The organism is Enterobacter cloacae complex sp. 302F9, from assembly GCF_050030335.1.
GTDB lineage: Bacteria > Pseudomonadota > Gammaproteobacteria > Enterobacterales > Enterobacteriaceae > Enterobacter > Enterobacter hormaechei_C.
In genome coordinates this window covers 1,762,055-1,783,208 of sequence record NZ_JBLGUC010000001.1, presented here as the reverse complement: position 1 = coordinate 1,783,208, position 21,154 = coordinate 1,762,055, and the positions used below count along the sequence as shown (strand labels likewise).

20 protein-coding genes are annotated in these 21,154 nt (G+C 55.8%); 3 read left to right on the top strand and 17 right to left on the bottom strand.

Features of this window, described 5'->3' with window-relative positions:
- Window positions 1-72: 72 nt before the first annotated feature.
- The 8 genes from fabF to yceD all read right to left on the bottom strand — a co-directional run bounded on the left by fabF (window position 73) and on the right by yceD (window position 6,276).
- Window positions 73-1,314, bottom strand: a complete 1,242-nt coding sequence (gene fabF, locus ACQG0T_RS08400; protein WP_032104090.1) for a beta-ketoacyl-ACP synthase II — start codon at window positions 1,312-1,314, stop codon at window positions 73-75.
- 91 nt (window positions 1,315-1,405) lie between these two features.
- Complete coding sequence (gene acpP / locus ACQG0T_RS08395; RefSeq protein WP_003857954.1) at window positions 1,406-1,642, bottom strand: acyl carrier protein; 237 nt, start codon at window positions 1,640-1,642, stop codon at window positions 1,406-1,408.
- A gap of 154 nt (window positions 1,643-1,796) precedes the next feature.
- Window positions 1,797-2,531, bottom strand: coding sequence for a 3-oxoacyl-ACP reductase FabG (fabG, locus tag ACQG0T_RS08390; protein WP_003857956.1), 735 nt, complete (start codon window positions 2,529-2,531; stop codon window positions 1,797-1,799).
- Between the two features lie 12 nt (window positions 2,532-2,543).
- The gene (gene fabD, locus ACQG0T_RS08385; RefSeq protein WP_271040672.1) at window positions 2,544-3,473 is read right to left on the bottom strand and encodes an ACP S-malonyltransferase; all 930 of its coding nucleotides are present in this window, start codon (window positions 3,471-3,473) and stop codon (window positions 2,544-2,546) included.
- Window positions 3,474-3,488: 15 nt separating this feature from the next.
- The gene (locus ACQG0T_RS08380) at window positions 3,489-4,442 is read right to left on the bottom strand and encodes a beta-ketoacyl-ACP synthase III (protein ID WP_017384725.1); all 954 of its coding nucleotides are present in this window, start codon (window positions 4,440-4,442) and stop codon (window positions 3,489-3,491) included.
- Window positions 4,443-4,448: 6 nt separating this feature from the next.
- On the bottom strand, window positions 4,449-5,483 hold the full coding sequence (gene plsX, locus ACQG0T_RS08375) for a phosphate acyltransferase PlsX (RefSeq protein ID WP_017693638.1): 1,035 nt from the start codon (window positions 5,481-5,483) through the stop codon (window positions 4,449-4,451).
- 81 nt (window positions 5,484-5,564) lie between these two features.
- Window positions 5,565-5,738: a 50S ribosomal protein L32 gene (rpmF, locus tag ACQG0T_RS08370; protein WP_003857964.1), complete on the bottom strand. Its 174-nt coding sequence runs from the start codon at window positions 5,736-5,738 to the stop codon at window positions 5,565-5,567.
- Window positions 5,739-5,754: 16 nt separating this feature from the next.
- Window positions 5,755-6,276: a 23S rRNA accumulation protein YceD gene (gene yceD / locus ACQG0T_RS08365; protein WP_003857966.1), complete on the bottom strand. Its 522-nt coding sequence runs from the start codon at window positions 6,274-6,276 to the stop codon at window positions 5,755-5,757.
- A 140-nt stretch (window positions 6,277-6,416) separates the two neighbouring features.
- Here yceD and ACQG0T_RS08360 point away from each other — a divergent pair, with 140 nt between their 5' ends.
- Complete coding sequence (locus ACQG0T_RS08360) at window positions 6,417-7,001, top strand: Maf family protein (protein WP_032653209.1); 585 nt, start codon at window positions 6,417-6,419, stop codon at window positions 6,999-7,001.
- Window positions 7,002-7,078: 77 nt separating this feature from the next.
- On the opposite strand, the gene rluC is transcribed toward ACQG0T_RS08360, so the two are convergent.
- The gene (rluC, locus tag ACQG0T_RS08355) at window positions 7,079-8,026 is read right to left on the bottom strand and encodes a 23S rRNA pseudouridine(955/2504/2580) synthase RluC (protein WP_003857970.1); all 948 of its coding nucleotides are present in this window, start codon (window positions 8,024-8,026) and stop codon (window positions 7,079-7,081) included.
- A 570-nt stretch (window positions 8,027-8,596) separates the two neighbouring features.
- Here rluC and rne point away from each other — a divergent pair.
- Window positions 8,597-11,713, top strand: a complete 3,117-nt coding sequence (gene rne / locus ACQG0T_RS08350; RefSeq protein WP_047745351.1) for a ribonuclease E — start codon at window positions 8,597-8,599, stop codon at window positions 11,711-11,713.
- 40 nt (window positions 11,714-11,753) lie between these two features.
- Here rne and ACQG0T_RS08345 read toward each other — a convergent pair whose 3' ends face one another.
- Window positions 11,754-12,707 carry a LysR family transcriptional regulator gene (locus tag ACQG0T_RS08345; RefSeq protein WP_045338932.1) on the bottom strand — a complete coding sequence of 318 codons (954 nt, stop codon included), beginning with the start codon at window positions 12,705-12,707 and terminating at the stop codon, window positions 11,754-11,756.
- Between the two features lie 94 nt (window positions 12,708-12,801).
- On the opposite strand from ACQG0T_RS08345, the gene ACQG0T_RS08340 reads away from it, so the two are divergent.
- Window positions 12,802-14,013 carry an MFS transporter gene (locus ACQG0T_RS08340; RefSeq protein WP_032647986.1) on the top strand — a complete coding sequence of 404 codons (1,212 nt, stop codon included), beginning with the start codon at window positions 12,802-12,804 and terminating at the stop codon, window positions 14,011-14,013.
- 75 nt (window positions 14,014-14,088) lie between these two features.
- Here the strand turns inward: ACQG0T_RS08340 and flgL are convergent, their stop codons facing one another.
- From flgL to ACQG0T_RS08305, 7 genes are all read right to left on the bottom strand, one after another.
- The gene (gene flgL, locus ACQG0T_RS08335) at window positions 14,089-15,042 is read right to left on the bottom strand and encodes a flagellar hook-associated protein FlgL (protein ID WP_271040671.1); all 954 of its coding nucleotides are present in this window, start codon (window positions 15,040-15,042) and stop codon (window positions 14,089-14,091) included.
- 16 nt (window positions 15,043-15,058) lie between these two features.
- Window positions 15,059-16,699, bottom strand: a complete 1,641-nt coding sequence (gene flgK, locus ACQG0T_RS08330) for a flagellar hook-associated protein FlgK (protein ID WP_426723757.1) — start codon at window positions 16,697-16,699, stop codon at window positions 15,059-15,061.
- Window positions 16,700-16,774: 75 nt separating this feature from the next.
- Window positions 16,775-17,728, bottom strand: a complete 954-nt coding sequence (gene flgJ / locus ACQG0T_RS08325) for a flagellar assembly peptidoglycan hydrolase FlgJ (RefSeq protein WP_017384732.1) — start codon at window positions 17,726-17,728, stop codon at window positions 16,775-16,777.
- Window positions 17,729-18,826: a flagellar basal body P-ring protein FlgI gene (locus ACQG0T_RS08320; RefSeq protein WP_017384733.1), complete on the bottom strand. Its 1,098-nt coding sequence runs from the start codon at window positions 18,824-18,826 to the stop codon at window positions 17,729-17,731.
- Window positions 18,827-18,838: 12 nt separating this feature from the next.
- Window positions 18,839-19,537, bottom strand: coding sequence for a flagellar basal body L-ring protein FlgH (gene flgH, locus ACQG0T_RS08315; RefSeq protein WP_003857987.1), 699 nt, complete (start codon window positions 19,535-19,537; stop codon window positions 18,839-18,841).
- Window positions 19,538-19,594: 57 nt separating this feature from the next.
- On the bottom strand, window positions 19,595-20,377 hold the full coding sequence (gene flgG / locus ACQG0T_RS08310; protein WP_000625853.1) for a flagellar basal-body rod protein FlgG: 783 nt from the start codon (window positions 20,375-20,377) through the stop codon (window positions 19,595-19,597).
- A gap of 11 nt (window positions 20,378-20,388) precedes the next feature.
- A complete protein-coding gene (locus ACQG0T_RS08305) occupies window positions 20,389-21,144 on the bottom strand; it encodes a flagellar basal body rod protein FlgF (RefSeq protein ID WP_003857990.1) in 756 nt (251 codons plus the stop codon).
- Between the last annotated feature and the right edge of the window lie 10 nt (window positions 21,145-21,154).

The window sequence follows — 21,154 nt, the reverse complement described above, 5'->3', positions numbered from 1 at the left end:
GACAAGGGGATTTCGCCTAATAAAAAAGGCCCGGCAAGCGGACCTTTTTTTATCGTCAGCGACCAACCAGACTCAGACCTTTTTGAAGATCAGAGAGCCGTTAGTCCCACCGAAGCCGAAGGAGTTACACAGGGTATACTCCATACCGCTAACCTGGCGCGCTTCGTGAGGAACGAAGTCCAGATCGCAACCTTCATCTGGATTATCCAGGTTGATGGTTGGCGGTACAGCCTGATCGCGCAGCGCGAGAATAGAGTAGATTGACTCTACTGCCCCCGCAGCACCCAGCAGGTGACCGGTCATGGATTTCGTGGAGCTTACCATTACGCGGCCAGCAGATTCGCCGAAGATAGACTTAACAGCCTGCGCTTCTGCTTTATCGCCCGCAGGGGTAGACGTCCCATGGGCGTTAACGTAGCCAATCTGTGCCGGCGTAATGCCCGCATCGCGGATGGCGTTTTCCATCGCCAGCGCAGCGCCTGCGCCGTTCTCTGGAGGAGACGTCATGTGATAAGCATCGCTGCTCATGCCAAAGCCAACAACTTCAGCATAAATTTTCGCGCCACGTTTTTTCGCGTGTTCGTACTCTTCCAGTACGATCATGCCTGCACCGTCACCCAGTACGAAACCGTCACGGTCTTTATCCCACGGACGGCTCGCCGCCTGCGGATTATCGTTTCGGGTAGAGAGCGCACGCGCTGCACCGAAGCCACCGACGCCCAGCGGGGTACTGGCTTTTTCAGCGCCGCCCGCAACCATAGCATCTGCATCGCCGTACGCAATGATACGCGCGGCCTGGCCGATGTTATGCACGCCAGACGTACAGGCTGTCGCGATTGAGATGCTTGGGCCACGCAGGCCGAACATAATGGTCAAGTGACCTGCCACCATGTTGACAATCGTAGACGGAACGAAGAACGGGCTGATTTTACGCGGGCCGCCATTCATCAGAGATGTATGGTTTTCTTCAATCAGACCAAGACCGCCAATCCCGGAGCCGATAGCGGCGCCGATACGGGTCGCGTTCTCTTCCGTAATCTCAAGGCCAGAATCCTGCATGGCCTGAACGCCAGCGACAATTCCATATTGAATGAAGGCATCCATCTTGCGCTGTTCTTTGCGCGAGATGATCTCTTCACAGTTAAAATCCTTTACTAAGCCAGCAAATTTCGTTGCATAGGCGCTAGTATCGAAATGGTCGATTAGGCTGATGCCGCTCTGACCGGCAAGGAGAGCTTTCCAGGTGGACTCTACGGTATTGCCGACAGGAGACAACATGCCAAGTCCGGTCACAACTACACGACGCTTAGACACGCTTGTCCTCCAGGGAGGGATAAAAAAAGAGATTCGTGGGACAACAAAAGATAAAACTCAGGCGGTCGAATGACCGCCTGGAGATGTTCACTTACGCCTGGTGACCGTTGATGTAATCAATGGCAGCCTGAACGGTGGTGATTTTCTCAGCTTCTTCGTCCGGAATCTCAGTATCAAACTCTTCTTCCAGAGCCATTACCAGCTCAACGGTGTCAAGAGAATCTGCGCCCAGGTCTTCAACAAAGGAAGCGGAGTTCACAACTTCTTCCTGCTTAACGCCCAGCTGTTCGCCGATAATTTTCTTAACGCGTTCTTCGATAGTGCTCATACTCTTAAATTTCCTATCAAAACTCGCTTTCGCGATGGTTTTCGTAGTGTATAAAATGTTGAAAAATTTGCAACTAAATCCCGGCAGGTCTTACCACGATTTTACGTTATTTTGAGGCCATTTGCCCAAATAACGCAAATATTTTCGATCGTGATTAAACCATGTACATCCCGCCGTTGACGTGGAGGGTTTCACCAGTGATGTAACCCGCTTCGTCAGAGGCTAAAAATGCAACCGCGCTGGCGATTTCTTTAGGGTCGCCAAGACGACCCGCCGGAACTGCCGCCAGCGTACCCGCACGCTGCTCATCAGTCAGCGCACGCGTCATGTCCGTTTCAATAAAGCCCGGAGCAACAACGTTTACAGTAATTCCGCGGGACGCGACTTCACGCGCCAGCGACTTACTGAAACCGATCAGACCTGCTTTCGCCGCAGCGTAGTTAGCCTGACCAGCATTTCCCATGGTACCAACCACAGAACCTACAGTGATAATACGACCATGACGCTTTTTCATCATAGCGCGCATTACCGCTTTTGACAGACGGAATACAGATGACAGGTTGGTTTCGATAATATCGTTCCACTCGTCGTCTTTCATTCGCATCAGCAGGTTGTCGCGAGTGATCCCGGCATTATTGACCAGAATATCCACTTCGCCAAACTCTGCGCGAATATTTTCCAGAACAGATTCGATAGATGCTGGTTCAGTCACATTCAGTACCAGACCTTTACCGTTCGCACCCAGATAGTCGCTGATGGCCTGTGCGCCATTCTCACTGGTCGCAGTCCCGATCACCGTCGCGCCGCGCGCAACCAGTGTTTCAGCAATAGCGCGCCCAATACCGCGGCTTGCGCCGGTCACCAGGGCAATTTTTCCTTCAAAACTCATGGTATTCCTCTTTTATTGCGAGAGTGCCGCTTTCATGGCTTCCGGCTCGTTAATCGCCGAGGCAGTCAGGGTGTCTACAATACGTTTTGTCAGACCGGTAAGTACCTTACCTGGACCAACTTCATACAGATGTTCAACGCCCTGAGACGACATAAATTCAACGGTTTTAGTCCACTGAACCGGGCTGTAGAGCTGGCGAACCAGCGCGTTACGGATAGCCTCCGGCGCGGTTTCGCACTGCACATCGACGTTATTCACAACGGAAATCGTCGGTGCGTTAAAGGTCATTTTTTCCAGCTCAACCGCCAGCTTATCGGCAGCGGGCTTCATCAGCGCGCAGTGAGACGGCACGCTCACCGGCAGGGGCAGTGCACGTTTTGCGCCCGCAGCTTTACAGGCAGCGCCTGCACGCTCAACCGCTTCTTTATGACCCGCGATAACCACCTGGCCTGGCGAGTTAAAGTTTACCGGAGAAACGACCTGACCTTCAGCAGATTCTTCACAGGCTTTAGCGATAGAAGCATCATCCAGACCGATGATGGCAGACATGCCGCCCGTGCCCTCTGGCACCGCTTCCTGCATGAATTTACCACGCAATTCAACCAGGCGTACCGCGTCAGCGAAGGCAATCACCCCTGCGCAGACCAGCGCAGAGTATTCACCCAGGCTATGACCCGCCATCAGCGTCGGCGCTTTGCCGCCCTGCTGCTGCCATACGCGCCACAATGCGACGGAGGCTGCCAGCAGTGCCGGTTGAGTCTGCCAGGTTTTGTTCAGCTCTTCAGCGGGGCCCTGTTGGGTCAGCGCCCACAGATCATAACCCAGCGCGTCAGAGGCTTCACGGAAAGTCTCTTCAATAACCGGATAGTTTGCTGCCATTTCAGACAACATCCCAACAGTTTGCGAGCCCTGTCCCGGGAACACAAAAGCAAATTGTGTCATTTTTTAATCCTTATCCTAGAAACGAACCAGCGCGGAACCCCAGGTGAACCCGCCACCAAAGGCTTCAAGCAAGACCAGTTGGCCCCGTTTAATTCGTCCATCGCGTACCGCTTCGTCAAATGCGCACGGTACCGATGCCGCAGAGGTGTTGCCGTGGCGATCAAGCGTCACCACAACGTTATCCATAGACATGCCCAGCTTCTTCGCCGTCGCGCTGATGATACGCAGGTTCGCCTGATGCGGCACCAGCCAGTCGAGTGCGGTGCGTTCAAGGTTATTGGCTTCCAGCGTCTCATCGACAATATGCGCAAGCTCAGTCACCGCCACCTTGAATACTTCATTACCTGCCATGGTGAGGTAAATGGAGTTATCAGGATTAACGCGATCGGCGTTAGGCAGCGTTAACAGCTCGCCGTAGCGGCCATCGGCATGCAAGTGCGTGGAGATGATGCCCGGCTCTTCGGACTGCCCCAGCAGCACCGCGCCCGCGCCATCGCCAAAAATAATGATCGTGCCGCGATCGGTTGGATCGCAGGTACGCGCCAGAACATCAGCGCCGATCACCAGCGCATATTTTACGGCGCCCGATTTTACATACTGATCGGCGATGCTCAGCGCATAGGTGAAACCCGCGCACGCTGCTGCAACATCAAATGCCGGACAGCCTTTGATGCCGAGCATGTTCTGCACCTGGCACGCTGCGCTTGGGAAGGCATGCGTGGCAGAGGTTGTCGCCACCACAATAAGCCCGATCTGTTCTTTATCAATGCCAGCCATCTCAAGCGCTCGCTGAGCGGCTTCGTAGCCCATGGTGGACACAGTTTCGTCTGGCGCGGCGATACGACGTTCACGGATACCTGTGCGCGTGACAATCCACTCGTCAGACGTATCTACCATTTTTTCAAGATCGGCGTTGGTACGCACTTGTTTTGGCAGGTAGCTGCCGGTACCTAAAATCTTCGTATACATGTACGCTCAGTCACTTTTAGCTAATACAGATCCCAGGCGAGCGGCAATCCTCTGAGGGACTTGACGCTGCACCGCCTGCACTGCCTGTTCAATCGCGACGGTAAATGCTCGCTGATTGGCGGCGCCATGACTCTTAATCACGATGCCGCGCAATCCTAACAGACAGGCGCCATTATACTGGTCGGGGTTGAGGTGACTGAATCGCCGCGTCAGGCTTTTTTGTAACCAACGCTTTAATAAAATCAGCCACCAGGACCTTTTTTTACCTTCTCCCTGCGATTTCAGCAGAGAAAGGAACATTCGTACGACCCCTTCCATGGTCTTCAACGTCACGTTTCCGGTGAAGCCATCACACACTAATACATCCGTTTTGCCCGTCAGCAACTCATTGGCTTCGAGATAACCAATATAGTTGATGGAGGGGACCTGTTTGAGTATTTCCGCAGCGTCGCGGATACTGTCCAGGCCTTTAGTCTCTTCTTCACCAATATTCAGTAAAGCAACGCGGGGATTGTTAATCCCGACCACGTCTTCAGCCAGCACCGACCCCATAACGGCAAACTGAGCCAGCATTGTACTATCACAATCCACGTTAGCGCCCAGATCCAGCACCACCGTTTTGCCCTTCTGCTGATGCGGTAATACCGTCACCAGCGCCGGACGCTCAATGCCCTCAATCGGCTTGAGCAATAATTTCGACAGCCCCATCAGCGCGCCAGTATTTCCCGCGCTGACGCAAGCCTGCGCTCGCCCTTCTTTCACCAGCTCCAGCGCCATTCGCATAGAGCTGCCACGGCTATTACGAATAGCCTGCGATGGCCGGGCATCACTGGCAATAACTGACTGCGCAGGAATAATCTGCAGACGCGAACGTTGTTCAAAGTCAGCTTTTGCAAGTAATGGCGTGATTGTGTCGGGATTACCGACTAAAAGAAGTGTGAGTTGCGAATTAGAATTCAGTGCCTGCAATGCTGCAGGCACTGTCACGGTAGGGCCAAAATCTCCCCCCATGACATCTAACGCCAGGGTTAGACGTGTCAAGGTATCGTCGCAGCCTGGTTCGGTAAACTCCCCGTTTGCACGGGGAAGTTCCTCACTAAGCCTAATCACGCTGACGCGTGATTACTTAGTGATAACCTTGCGGCCGCGGTAGAAACCGTCAGCGGTGATGTGGTGACGCAGGTGTTTCTCACCAGAAGTCTTGTCTACAGACAGGCTGGTAACTGCGGTCAGTGCGTCATGGGAACGACGCATGCCACGTTTGGAACGGGTTGGTTTATTCTGTTGTACGGCCATGGACCTTACTCCTCAATTACTTACGCTTTAAGCTGGCTAATACGGCAAATGGGTTTGGTTTTTGCGCTTCATCAGGCAGTTCCCCAAAGACCATGTCCGCCTCGGACACTTCACAGTGTTCAGAATCATGCACCGGAACGACTGGCAGGGAGAGGATGACTTCATCTTCAACCAGCGCCAGAAGATCGATTTCACCGAATTCGTTAACCTCAATCGGCTCATACGCTTCCGGGAGTGCTTCAGCCTGTTCGTCAGAACGAACCGGACTAAAACAATACGTTGTGTGAACATGCTGTACAAACGGTTTCCCGCAACGCTGACATTCGAGCGTTACCGTCACCTTTGCATCACCGGTTAACACGGCGAGGCGCTGGTTGTCGATAGCGAACGACATGGAGCATTCTACATCACTGTCCACACTGACTACAGATTCGGCAATACGCTCAGCCTGATCGGAAGAATAGATTCCTTCGTAATCGAGGCGTTTTTGAGCCGTACGAACCGGATCAAGAGTCAGGGGTAATTTTACCTTTTGCATAGGGCGCGCATATTAACTTTGTAACGTCATAGAGTCAAAGAAAAAGGCAACCAGAGCTGCCTTTTGCCAATTATTCGCACACATTGCGGCCTGTAGTTTAAAATGGCTGGCATCGATACGCTATATCTGGTGATAAAAATATGCCAAATCTCGTCCTTGCTTCCACTTCACCTTATCGCCGAATGCTGCTGGAAAAGCTCGGGATCCCGTTTGAATGCGCTGCGCCGGAAGTGGATGAGACACCACAGCCGGGCGAGTCACCGCGTCATCTGGTGACCCGTCTCGCGAAAGAGAAAGCACAGTCGCTGGCCGTCCGTTACCCCGCTCATCTGATTATAGGCTCCGATCAGGTTTGTGTGCTGGACGGCGAAATCACCGGCAAACCGCATACGGAAGAAAACGCCTGCCAGCAGCTTTTGCGTGCGCGGGGCAGTATAGTGACCTTTTATACGGGCCTGGCGCTTTATAATTCTGCCTCCGGTCATCTGCAAACCGAATGCGAGCCGTTTGATGTGCACTTCCGTCATCTTAGCGAGCAGGAGATTATGGATTATGTGCGTCGGGAACGTCCGCTAAACTGTGCAGGGAGCTTTAAAAGTGAAGGACTAGGGATTGCGTTGTTCGACAAGCTCGATGGCCGCGATCCCAACACGCTGGTGGGGTTGCCGCTGATTGCACTGTGCCAGATGTTAAGGCGAGAAGAGTGTAATCCGCTGACGATGTGACCGTTGCGGCCTGATGCTCACAGGGAGAGGGAGAAAAACATGTTGGCCGGGTAAGCGCAGCGCCACCCGGCACAAAATCAGCCGCGCAGAACTTTCAGACAGCGTTTGAGCTGCTCATCCAGCGGCGCTTCAATACGGATAACTTCGCCGGTATTAGGATGGGTAAATTTCAGCGCTGCCGCGTGCAGGAACAGACGCGACAGCCCTGTTCCCGCCAGCTGCTTATCAAATTCGCGATCGCCATAGCGGTCATCAAACGCAATCGGATGGCCCGCAAACTGGGTATGGACGCGAATCTGGTGGGTACGCCCCGTCACCGGACTACAGCGCACCAGCGTGGCGAATTCGTAGCGCTCTTCAACTTTAAAGCGCGTCTCAGACGGTTTCCCTTCCTGATTAACACGAACAATGCGCTCGCCGCTTTGCAGAATATTTTTCAGCAGCGGCGCCTGCACCACTTTCACGTGGGACTGCCACTGGCCGCGAACCAGCGCCAGGTAATCTTTCTGCATCCCTTTTTCACGAAGTTGCTCGTGCAAAGAACGCAGCGCAGAACGTTTTTTCGCCACCAGCAGCACGCCAGAGGTATCGCGGTCAAGACGGTGAACCAGTTCGAGGAAACGCGCTTCCGGGCGCAGCGCGCGTAACCCTTCAATCACGCCGAAGCTCAGACCGCTCCCCCCGTGTACCGCCGTTCCGGACGGTTTATTCAGCACCAGAATGTGGTCGTCCTCATAAAGGATAACGTCGCTCAGGGCCGCGACTTTTTGCAGCTTCGGAGAAACGACCTCTTCTTCACGCTCTGCAACACGTACCGGTGGAATCCGGACTTCATCGCCCGCCTCGAGCTTATACTCTGGCTTCACGCGTTTTTTGTTCACCCGCACCTCGCCCTTACGCAAGATGCGATAAATCATACTTTTTGGCACGCCCTTCAACTGGGTGCGCAAAAAATTATCGATACGTTGCCCCGCCTCGTCGTCGGCGATGGCAACCATTTTTACGGCTGGAGTCTCTGTTTTCATGGTTGGCGATTCTAAATAGCGTCAGACATTAGCGCCACTCATTTTTCTATGCTTATATTTACTTTTATCCGGACCACTCCCCTTTCGCGCAATCGATTTGGTGGTTATTAAACCAATCACCCCGTTGAAGTGAAGAAACTGTGAGTAACCGGGTGATAATTGGTAAAAGTCATCTTGCTATAACCCGGCGAGCAGTGGAATAATGAATCCGTTTTCCGCGTTAAATCCGGGTTTTGTAAGGATGTCGACGGAATGACCAATTTTGTCTGACCGATCATCCACGCAGCAATGGCGTAAGACGTATTGATCTTTCAGGCAGTTAGCGGGCTGCGGGTTGCAGTACTTCCCGGTATAAGGATTGTTCTCTGGAGAGTTTTCCCAGGCAATTCCCCTGATAATTGCGCTGTGTTTCCGTATGAAACACAGGCAACCGACACTCTGCGCCTCTTAAGCGAGCGACAACCGTGAGGTTGGCGACGTGAATAGACACGAGGCCATCGGTTCATACCCCGGAAAGCGTCACCTTGCCCGCAGCTTTGTCGTCAATGTAAGAATAACGAGTAAGTTACGATGAAAAGAATGTTAATCAACGCAACTCAGCAAGAAGAGTTGCGTGTCGCCCTTGTGGATGGGCAGCGCCTGTACGATCTGGATATCGAAAGTCCTGGACACGAACAGAAAAAAGCGAACATTTACAAAGGCAAAATCACCCGCATTGAACCAAGCCTTGAAGCTGCATTTGTCGATTACGGTGCTGAGCGTCACGGTTTCCTTCCTCTCAAAGAAATCGCCCGCGAATATTTTCCTGCAAACTACAACTCCCATGGCCGTCCGAACATTAAAGATGTTCTGCGTGAAGGTCAGGAAGTTATCGTCCAGATCGATAAAGAAGAGCGTGGCAACAAAGGCGCCGCACTGACCACCTTTATCAGCCTGGCAGGAAGCTATCTGGTATTGATGCCAAACAACCCGCGTGCGGGTGGCATCTCTCGCCGTATCGAAGGCGATGACCGTACCGAGCTGAAAGAAGCGCTGGCAAGTCTCGAGCTGCCAGACGGCATGGGCCTTATCGTGCGCACCGCAGGCGTCGGCAAATCTGCCGAAGCGTTGCAGTGGGACCTGAGCTTCCGTCTGAAGCACTGGGAAGCCATCAAGAAAGCGGCTGAGAGCCGTCCTGCTCCGTTCCTGATCCACCAGGAAAGCAACGTTATTGTGCGTGCCTTCCGTGATTATCTACGTCAGGACATCGGTGAAATTCTTATTGATAACCCGAAAGTGCTTGAGCTGGCTCGCCAGCACATCGCCGCGCTGGGTCGCCCGGATTTCACCAGCAAAATTAAACTGTACACCGGTGAAATCCCGCTGTTCAGCCACTATCAGATTGAATCCCAGATCGAGTCTGCCTTCCAGCGTGAAGTGCGTCTGCCGTCCGGCGGTTCTATCGTAATTGATACCACCGAAGCGCTGACCGCTATCGACATCAACTCCGCGCGTGCAACCCGTGGCGGCGACATCGAAGAGACCGCCTTCAACACCAACCTTGAAGCCGCTGATGAAATCGCCCGCCAGCTCCGCCTGCGCGACCTGGGTGGTCTGATTGTTATCGACTTCATCGACATGACCCCGGTTCGCCATCAGCGTGCGGTTGAAAACCGTTTGCGTGAAGCGGTGCGCCAGGATCGCGCACGTATCCAGATTAGCCATATCTCGCGCTTCGGCCTGCTGGAAATGTCCCGTCAGCGTCTGAGCCCGTCACTCGGCGAGTCCAGCCATCACGTCTGCCCGCGCTGTTCCGGTACGGGTACCGTGCGTGACAATGAATCGCTCTCCCTCTCTATTCTGCGTCTGATTGAAGAAGAAGCGCTGAAAGAGAACACCAAAGAGGTTCACGCCATCGTTCCGGTGCCGATTGCCTCCTACCTGCTGAACGAAAAACGTGCAGCGGTAAGCGCAATCGAAGCGCGTCAGGGCGGTGTTCGCTGCATCATCGTGCCAAACGACGAGATGCAAACCCCGCACTATCACGTGCTGCGCGTGCGTAAAGGCGAAGAGACAAGCACCCTCAGCTACCTGCTGCCGAAGCTGCATGAAGAAGAAATGGCGCTGCCATCGGATGAAGAGCCTGCCGAGCGTAAACTGCCTGAGCAGCCTGCATTAGCAACCTTCATCATGCCGGAAGCCCCGCCGGAAGCGACGCTGGAAAAACCAGCGGCAAAACCTGCCGTGCAAAAGGCGGCCCCTGCCGCGCCAAAAGCGCAGCCTGAGCAGCCGGGTCTCCTCAGCCGCATCTTCGGCGCGTTGAAAAAAATGTTTGCTGGCGAAGAAGTTCAGCCTGAGCAGCCGAAAGAAGCGCCAAAAGAAGCGAAACCAGAGCGTCAGCAGGACCGTCGTAAGCGTCAGAACAATCGTCGCGATCGTAATGACCGCAACGACCGTAGCGATCGTAACGAGCGCCGTGATAATCGTTCCGAGAACAACGAAGGTCGTGAACAACGCGAGGACAACCGTCGCAACCGTCGCGAGAAGCAACAGCAGAACGTTGAAGATCGTGAGATTCGCCAGCAGGCGGGCGATGAGTCCGAGAAGAGCAAACAGCGTGACGAGCAGCAACCTCGCCGCGAGCGTAACCGTCGTCGTAACGACGAGAAACGCCAGGCCCAGCAGGAAGTCAAAAACCTGAACCGCGAAGCGCCTGTTGAACAGCAGGACACGGAGCAGGAAGAGCGTACTCAGGTTATGCCGCGTCGTAAGCAGCGTCAGCTGACCCAGAAAGTACGTGTGGGTGCTGTTCAGACGGAAGAAAACGACGTTATCGCGGTTGAAGCAGCAGAAAGCACAACGGGTACCCAGGTTGCAAAAGTTGACCTGCCAGCCGTAGTGGAAAATCAGGTTGAGCAGGACGAAAGCAGCGAAAACCGTGACAACGCAGGTATGCCGCGTCGCTCCCGTCGTTCTCCGCGTCACCTACGCGTGAGCGGCCAGCGTCGTCGTCGCTACCGTGACGAGCGTTACCCGACTCAGTCGCCAATGCCGCTGACTGTGGCGTGCGCCTCACCTGAGATGGCATCCGGTAAAGTCTGGATCCGTTATCCGGTTGCTCGCCCGGAGCAGGCTGTTGAAGAACAGGCTGTGACCGAAGAGGTGATTGCACCGGTAGCAGCGGTGGAAGACGTCGTGACTGAAGCGGCAACCGTGGTTGAACCGCAAGTTGTTGACACGGTGGCACCGCAGGCTGTGGAAGTGGAAACGACCCATCCTGAAGTCATTGCTGCGCCGGTTGATGCCGCTCCGCAGATCATTGCCGAAGAAGATACCGTGGTGGCTGAAGAAGTCGCGGAGGAAGCTGAGCCGGTCTCCGCAGCAGAAGAACCCGCAGACGTTACCGTCGAAACGGTGACGGAAGAGGTTGTTCAGGACGTCGAGATTCAGGTTGAGCCTGTTGTCGAAGAGGTCAAAGAGGCTGAAGTGAAATCCGATCCGGTTGAGGTCGTTGCCGCTCCAGCGCCTGCTCACGTTGCTACCGCGCCGATGACTCGCGCCCCGGCACCTGAGTATGTACCTGAAGCGCCACGCCATAGCGACTGGGTTCGTCCGGCATTCAACTTCGAAGGCAAAGGTGCTGCCGGTGGTCACAGTGCAACGCACATGGCTACTGCGCCAGCTACTCGTCCTCAGCCTGTTGAATAACGCACGCTAAGACTGAAAGCCGACCTACGGGTCGGCTTTTTTATGGCTGTTGCAGGGGCTTTCTCATTCCGGTGACCTCCGGCATTATCTTCCGCATCAGCTCCAGAAAACGCCGCAAGCGCGCCGGATAATAACGAGACCAGGGGTAAACCAGATGTACCGGTAACGCTGCCGGCTGCCACTCTGGCAGTAGATGCACCAGTCTTCCTTCCTGAATATCATCCTGTACTGTCCAGCTGGATACCACCGCCACGCCCAGCCCGGTGAGTGCCGTATTGCGCGCCACATACAGGCTGTCGGTACTCAGGCGTGGCGTAATGGTAACCCGCGCCGGGGCAGATGATGCATCGTGGAAAAGCTCCACATGGCGTTGATAAAAAGAGCTGATGGCAATCCAGGGAAGCTGCTGCAAATCTTCCGGCGTTTTAACCGCGGGATAACGGGCCAGTAATTCCGGTGAAGCCACCACCGAGCGCGGCACTTCAGCCAGCAGCACGGACACGGTCGCCGGATCGATTTCCACACCCACCCGAATAGCACAGTCAAGGTTGTCGCCGAGGAAATCAACCGAGCGATCGTTGAGCATCCACTCAACAGAAAGCTGGGGATAGCGCTGTAAAAATTCGGTTAACGGTTTCAGAAGCTGATCCTGGCCAAACGCGTGCGGGGCGCGCACCCTCAGCACCCCAACCGGTTCATCTTCCGTCTGCCCTACCTCGTCTTCCAGCGCCAGCCAGCTGTCAATCACCCGTCGGGCATGCTGATAGCAGCGTTCGCCGTCATCGGTCAGCCGGGTCGTATGGGTTGTGCGCAACATCAGGCGTACTCCCAGCATGGTCTCAAGCGACTGCAACCGTCTGCTCACCGTGGCCTGGGTTGTTGCCAGCTGACGTGCCGCCGCAGAAAGAGACCCCGCCTCCACAATGCGAACAAACGTTCGCATCAGTTCTACCCGATCTATACGCTCAGACCTTTTCATACCATTTTTACCCATACGCCACACGTATAAGCGTTTTACCACCGCGCCCGCTACCGTCGCAAGGCGTACTGATAAAAAATAGCCGCACACGACGAATGAGGAACATCTTATGAACACAACCACCACCCGGGCCGTAAGCCGCTGGGTAATCTTAATGCTGGCGCTCGGTGCGGGCTTTAGCGTGGCATCCATCTATTATGCCCAGCCTCTTCTGCCGCTGATGGGCTCAGACCTGCATCTGAGCATCGAAGGCATGGGCATGGTCCCGACGCTCACCCAGGCGGGTTATGCCCTGGGCATCCTGTTTCTGCTCCCGCTCGGCGATCGTCATGACCGCAGAACGCTGATCCTGATAAAAAGTGCGGCTCTGGCGCTGTTCCTGCTGGGTTGTAGCCTGACCGGACAACTGCACTCCCTGCTGCTCACCAGCCTGCTGATTGGCATGGCCGCCACCATGGCGCAGGATATTGTCCCGGCCGCAGCGATCCTCGCGCCGGAAGGTAAACAGGGAAAAACGGTCGGCACGGTGATGACCGGCCTGCTGCTGGGGATTTTGCTCTCCAGAACCGTGAGCGGCGTGGTGGGTGAGGCCTTTGGCTGGCGGGTGATGTATCAGCTGGCTGCTGCAAGCATTGCCTTTGTCGGCGCGGTGATGTGGGCCGTACTCCCACGTTTTGCTATTCACTCCACGCTGAGCTATCCCGCGCTGATGCGTTCCATGGAGCACCTGTGGCGTCGTTACCCGGCACTGCGTCGCGCGGCGCTGGCTCAGGGTTTTCTGTCGATTGCCTTTAGCGCATTCTGGTCAACGCTGGCGGTCATGCTGCTGGAACGGTATCACCTTGGCAGCGCCGTAGCGGGTGGATTTGGTATTGCCGGAGCCGCTGGCGCGCTGGCCGCACCGCTGGCGGGTGGTCTTGCCGATAAGCTGGGCGCAGGTAAAGTGACCCAGCTGGGTGCCGCGCTGGTGACCCTCTCGTTTGCCCTGATGTTCATGATGCCGGCACTGGGTGTACACGGTCAGTTGATCCTGATTGCCCTCTCCGCGGTCGGTTTCGATCTCGGCTTGCAGTCCAGCCTCGTGGCCCACCAGAACCTGGTCTACAGCCTTGAGCCGCAGGCCCGCGGACGCCTGAACGCCCTGCTGTTTACCGTCATTTTCATCGGAATGGCGCTGGGCTCGGCATTAGGCAGCAATATCTATACGCTGGCAGGCTGGTCTGGCGTGGTGGCTCTGGCAACCCTGTGTGGTGCCATTGCGCTGGCTATCAGAGTGATTGAAAGCGCCCGGGTGCTGTCCGCACAGGCAGAACGTGTGTAAAAAAAATGCCCAACCCGGACGGGTTGGGCAGTCAAAACATGCCCAGTTTCAAGACATGTCAAACAGGTCAGAGTCTTATTTGTTCATCTGGAACAAAGACATACCCTGCATATCGCTAAAGGCTTTATACGAGGCCTGCAACGCCGCCTGCTGCATGGTGTAGGACGAAATCACCGAGTTCCAGTCCACGTCAACCAGGTTACTCATCTGCTGCGTCTGACCCAGCGCGCGGTCTTCACCCAGAGCGTCCAGCTTGCCCAGCTCATCCAGCTTGATGCCGAGGTCGGCGCGCACGGTCAGCACGTTGTTGAGGGAGTTGCTCAGGCCACGGTTGGCTTTATCAATAGCCGCCGTAAACGCCTCGGCTTTCTTTTCGTCCTCCCCAATCGGCGTATTCAACGCTTCAATTGCGGAGTCGAGGATCTTGAACAAATTCGTTTCCGGCGCACTACCATCTGGCTCTGGCTTGGCATTGCTGGTGAAGCTATCGAAAACTTCAGTGCCCGTATGGCTAATTTGCATCGTGCGCGCGGAGTCAACCTGCTGGCTGATTGGCGTTCCGCCGCCCTTATAATCACCCGTCGCCTGGTCGAAAGCCGCCGCTTCGGTCTTGTAACCGGAAAAAATATAGCGACCGTTACCGTCCGTGCTGTTAGCCAGGTTCATGAGCTGATCGCGAATACCTTGCAGGTTCGTGGCCAGCGAAGCGCGGTCATCGTCACTTAACGTACCGTTGCCCGCATTGACAATCTTTTCCTGAGCAGCCTGGATGGCGGTTGTCACTTGCGATAACACGTTCTCTTCCAGCGAGACTTTCGTCGTAGCGAAGGAGCGTGCCAGCGCATACTGGCTGTTTTGCGTTTGAGCCTGAGAGAGCACAACGGCCTGCGAGGCGGCAATCGGATCGTCAGACGGACGGTTGATACGCTTCCCCGTAGACATCTGCTCGCCGTAGCTGAGCCAGAGACTTTGGGAGTTCGTCACGCCGCGCATGCTTTGCTCATACATCATTTGAGTACTAATACGCATTTTTTATGCCTCAGCCTTAGCGGATATTGATCAATGCATCAAACAGCGTGCTCGCCGTTTGCAGCACCTGCGCATTCGCCAGATAGTACTGCTGATAGCGTTGCAGGTTGCCATACTCTTCATCCAGGTTAACCCCGGAGATTGACTGCTGTTGTTTGGTCAGCTGCGTCACCACGTTAACTTTGGTTTCGCTGCTGGTTTTCAGCGACGCCGTGGTGCTGCCCACCGTACTGACCAGCGCGGCATAAGCATCGTTAAAGGTTTTGTTCCCTCCCACCAATTTGGCGCTCTGTAAATCCAGCAGCTTCTGGCCATTGGTATTGTCGCTTTCACCGCTTCCTTTCGCGGAGGCCATCGCCAGTTTGGATTCGTCGCTGATCGCTACGTCCATATTCACAATGACGTCATTCACCGGTTTGACGATGAAACTGTCTTTATTATCGGCTGAGCCGCTAATCTTAACGTTGAGACCATCAAACGACAGATTACCGCTGGCGTCAGGCTTGGCCGTGAAGCTGGTGTTGTCCGACAGACGCGTGATTGTCCAGTCAGTACCGTTGTACTCGACTTTATAGTTTGTCGCCTGGACCTTTGTACTGTCCGTCATCGTGGCCGTAACGGACGCGCTTCCGGTGTTTTTACCGTTACTCAGCACTGCCGGCGAGCCAAAATCAAACAGCTTGCCGCCTGCATCCCCGTTGGCATCAAAGCCAGCCTGGTGCTGGGTATTCATGGCATCCGCAAACGCCAGCGCCATCTGGTTAAGGGTGTTTCGCGCCTGATCCAGATCCTGAGAACGGAACGTTAACAGCCCCCCAAGCGACCCCGTGGTGATCTGTTTTTCTGAGATCTCCACGTTGCCCGCTGCGGTATCCACATACGCAATTGTTGTACGCGCTGGGTCCGCACTGGATTTCACCGCCGCCAGCTGGCTGGCGTTGCTGCCCTGTACCAGGGTGTAACCGTTGGCGATAGAGATGTTGTAGGTGCCGCTGTCCTGTACGGTGACGTCCACACTGACAATCTTGTTCAGTTCACTCACCAGCTGATCGCGCTGATCGAGCAGTTCATTCGGGGATGCGCCCGCACCGACGCCAGTCAGCCGGGAGATCTGATCGTTAAGATTGGCAATCTGTTTCGCGTAGTTATTGATCTGATCGACGCTGGTAGAAATCGCCGTATTGACCTGCGCATCCTGATCGCGGAGATATTGATCGTTGGTTTTAAACTGGTTTACCAGACCATCCGCCTTCCCGAGTACCGTCTGGCGAGCAGCCGGATCTTCTGCGTTACTCACCAGCGTTTGCAGGCTTTTAAAGAAATCCTGGAGGTTGGCAGAAAGCGAGTTCGTGGTATCAGAAAGCACGTCGTCAATTTTTGACATCTGCTGGTAGCGCGTGGTCAGCCCACTGCTCTGGTTCTGCGCCGCGCGCAGCTGGTTGGTGATAAACGCATCATATTCACGCTGAACACCGGAGACATAGACCCCGTTACCCACCCAGCCACCGCCGGTCAGGGTGCTGTTTGATGCCCCCAGAATGGTGGTCTGGCGGGTATAACCTGCCACGTTGTAGCTTGAAATATTATTACTGACGGTATTGAGTGCCGACTGCGCAGCACTGAGGCCACTCATGGCGCTGTTAATCAAACTGGACATGGGGGTTCCTTTTATACGTTCAGACACGAGTCCTGATGAAGGTTATCGGCAACCTCCACCGGGACTTGAGAACTTTCAGAACAGATTTTCGAGATCTGTGCTATACGCTTTGCTGACCTTCTCAGACATGGATTTCAGCTGCTGGATCATGCTGGTCAGCTTGCGCGCATAGTTTGGATCGGTCGCGTAGCCAGCATTCTGCAATGCCTGAGCGCCCTGCTCTGGCGTGGCGGCCTGGGTCACGGCGGTGTAGCGCGGATTCCGGCTCAGCAGCCCGACATAATCCGACAACGCTTCCAGATACGAGCTGTAGACGCGGAATTTGGCTTTCACCTTCACTGCCGCACCGTTCTCATATTCGGTGGTGGTGATTTCCGTGGTCGGCCCTTTCCAGCTGGAGGTGGCCTTCACGCCAAAGATGTTGAAGCTCGGCTCACCGTTCTCCCTGCGGATCTGACGTTGCCCCCAGCCCGACTCCAGCGCCGCCTGCGCCAGAATCAGATGGTGCGGCACGCCGCTCTCTTCACTGGCAAGACGCGCCGGGAGGGAGAGCTGCGCCAGGAAGTCTTTGCTGTCGCCGGAGAGCGGCTCGTCACGCGTTTCTGCCGGTTTCGGCATCGCCTTACGCACCATCTGCGTCAGCGCCTGATTTTGATAACTGGTCACCTTTTCCAGATCAAACTTCAGCGGCACCTGCGGCGGGGCCTCTTCAGGCGGGAGCCCCTGAGCGGCTGCGGTCTGCTTCACAATCATATCCGCCAGGCCGAGCCCCTTTCCGGCGGTCATTTGCTGGGCAATCTGCTGATCGTACATGCTGGTGTAAAGCCGCGTGGAATCACTGCTGAACATGCCATCTTTCGGCAGGGTTTCACGCATGCTTTTCAACATCATCTGTACGAACATGCCTTCCACCTGACGGGCAACCGGGCGGATATTCGCCGCCGGATCCTTGCCCGCTTTGGTTTTCAGCTCGTTGAGCGACTGGGCATCCCAGGCGGCACTGGTCAACAGTTTGCTATCGGTCAGCATTTAGATGATTTCCAGTCTGGCGCGCAGGCAGCCTGCACTTTGCATGGATTGCAGAATGGACATCAGATCCATTGGCGTTGCACCCAGCGCATTCAGAGCACGCACCACGCTGTTCAGGTTGGCGCTGGAGCGCACGCTCTGCAACGAACCGCCGCTCTGCCGTAAATCAATCTGCGTTTGCGGGGTCACTACCGTCTGACCGCCGCCAAACGGGGTATCCGGCTGGCTGACGTTGGCCGAGCGGTTAACCGTGACGGAGAGATTGCCCTGCGCAACGGCGCAGCTGTCCAGCGTCACTTCGCGGTTCATCACCACCGAGCCGGTACGGGAGTTGATAATGACTTTCGCATCCTGCACCGGCACGTTCACTTCCATATTCTGGATATCGGCCAGCAACCGCACCTGGTTGCTGCTGCCGGTTGACGTGCGGATCTGCACGGTACGGGCATCCAGCGCGGTGGCGCTGCCGTAGCCCCGGCTGCGGTTGATGGTGTCAGCGATCTGCTGCGCCATCGTGAAGTCTTCGTTATTCAGTTGCAGGTTAATGGTGTTGCCGGTGCCGAACTGGGTCGGCAGCTCACGTTCGATGATCGCGCCGTTGGTAATACGTCCCCCGTTCAGCTGGTTCACCTGCACGCTGCTGCCGCCCGCCGACGCGCCTGCTCCGCCAACCAGAATGTTGCCCTGCGCCAGAGCATACACCTGGCTGTCGACGCCTTTCAGCGGCGTCATCAGCAACGTACCGCCGCGCAGGCTTTTGGCGTTACCCATCGACGAGACAACCACGTCGATGGTCTGCCCCTGACGCGCAAAGGCCGGATAAGACGCGGTCACCATCACGGCCGCCACGTTTTTCAGCTGCATGTTGGTCCCGGCCGGTACGGTAATACCGAGCTGCGAGAGCATATTGTTCAGGCTCTGGGTGGTGAACGGCGTCTGGGTCGTCTGGTCACCCGTCCCATCCAGCCCCACCACCAGGCCGTAGCCAATCAGCGAGTTTTCGCGCACGCCCTGCACGCTGGTGAGATCGCGTATGCGATCGGCCTGCGCAACGGTAGCGACCAGCGACAGCGCCACGGCGAAGAGAAATTTATACATAGGTCACCTCGCTTACATCGGCGATAAGTTAAGGAAGAAGCGTTGCAGCCAGCCCATATTTTGCGCTTCGTTGATGTAGCCGTTGCCGACGTACTCAATGCGCGCATCCGCCACCTGAGTGGACGGTACGGTGTTGGTGCCGCTGATGGTGCGAGGGTTAACCACACCGGAGAAGCGAATGAATTCCGTACCCTGGTTAATGGCGATCTGTTTTTCGCCCACCACGTGCAGGTTGCCGTTCACCAGAACCTGATCAACCGTAACCGTCAGCGTTCCGCTGAAGGTATTGCTGGCGTTCGCACCACCTTTACCGTTAAAGGTGTTGCCGCCGGAGGCTTCCACATCCGCACGGGCGTTGCCGAACAGCCCTTGCAGATAGCGCGGCACGGTGTCGAAGCCAAAATTGGTTTTGCCGTCGCGGCTGGCGTTCGCCGACGAGCTCTTACTCGCACTGACGTTTTCCTGCAACACAATGGTCAGCGTATCGCCAACGTTACGCGGACGACGGTCTTCAAACAGCGGCTGATAACCGTAGTTAATCGGCTGCGCGGTCTGGAAAATAGAGCCGTTCACCACCGGCGCGGGGCCGGGAACGGGTTGGGCGGTAGTCGCACCCTGTACCAATGGTTTAGACGGGATCCAGGCACACCCGCTGAGGGTGACGGCCAGAACAGTCAGGATCGGATAACGAAACGCCGCGTTTTTTTGCATTGCCTTCATCTTCGAAAACAGGGAGCCGGTGCGACGTTTACCGCACCGGGCTACACCTTAGAGTTGCGTCAGTTTTTGCAGCATCTGGTCGGTCGTCGACACTGCTTTACTGTTAATTTCATAGGCGCGCTGGACCTGGATCATATTCACCAGCTCTTCCGCCACGTTAACGTTCGAGGTTTCCACATACCCCTGATACAGCAGCCCCGCCCCGTTCAGGCCCGGGGTACTTTCATTTGGCGTGCCGGAAGACTGCGTTTCGGTGTAGAGGTTCTCGCCGATGCTTTCCAGTCCGGTATCGTTCATGAAGGTGGTCAGGTTGAGCTGTCCAACCTGGACCGGCGCGGCCTGACCTTGCTGAGTGACGCTGACGATACCGTCACGACCAATGGTGATACTCAGCGCGTTCGCCGGTATGGTGATCGCAGGCTGAACCTGGAAACCGCCCGCCGTCACCAGCTGACCATTCTGATCCACCTGGAACGAACCATCGCGGGTATAGGCGGAGGTCCCGTCAGGCAGCTGCACCTGGAAGAAACCCTGACCTTTAATGGCAACGTCTTTACTGTTGTTGGTCTGGGACAGGTTGCCCTGGCTGTGCAGACGCTCGGTGGCGACCGGGCGCACGCCGGTACCAATTTGCAGACCGGACGGCAGCGTGGTTTGCTCAGAAGACTGCGCCCCTGGCTGACGAATCGTTTGATAAAGCAAATCTTCGAAAACCGCACGCTGGCGCTTGAAACCATTGGTGCTGACGTTTGCCAGGTTGTTGGCAATCACATCCATATTGGTTTGCTGTGCGTCCAGACCGGTTTTCGCGATCCATAAAGAACTGATCATAGGGAGTCCTGTTAACTCATAGCCAGAAGTTGGTTAGCCTTGCCTGCGTTTTCATCGACGCTGCTGATGATTTTCATCTGCATTTCGAAGCGGCGGGCGCTGGCGATCATGTCGGTCATGGCTTCCACCGGTTTGACGTTACTGCCTTCCAGCACGCCGGACATCACGCGGATGGTCGGGTCGGCCTGTAACGTGGCGCCACGCGTGGCCTGCGCCGCCTGGGTCAGACGGAACATCCCGTCATCGCCACGCTGCACTTCGTTGCCTTCGGCTTTCACCAGCTTCAGACGACCGACAGGCGCAACGGTGTTCGCCGGGTCACCCGGGTTTAACGCCGAGATCGTCCCGTCTGCCGCAATGGTCAGCTCTGACCCTTCCGGCACCGTCAACGGACCGGCTTCGCCCATAACCGGATGCCCCTGAATCGTCAGCTGCCCGGTGGCGCTCACCTGGATATTACCGTTGCGGGTATACCCTTCCCCGCCGTCAGCCGTTTGCACCGCCAGCCAGCCGTCCTGCTGAAGGGCAACGTCCAGCGGACGCGCGGTGTAATCCATCTGACCTGGCGTCATGTCGGCGCCCGGCGTGGAGGCGGTGACCAGCGTACGCGTGGGCAATGACAGCCCTTCTACCGGCACCGCACGCAGCGCGTTGAGCTGCGCACGAAAACCTGGCGTGGAAGCGTTCGCAAGGTTGCTGGCGGTAACAGCTTGCTGATTGAGCGTCTGGCTTGCTGCGCCCATCGCTGTATATATTGCGTGATCCATTGCGCTTTCC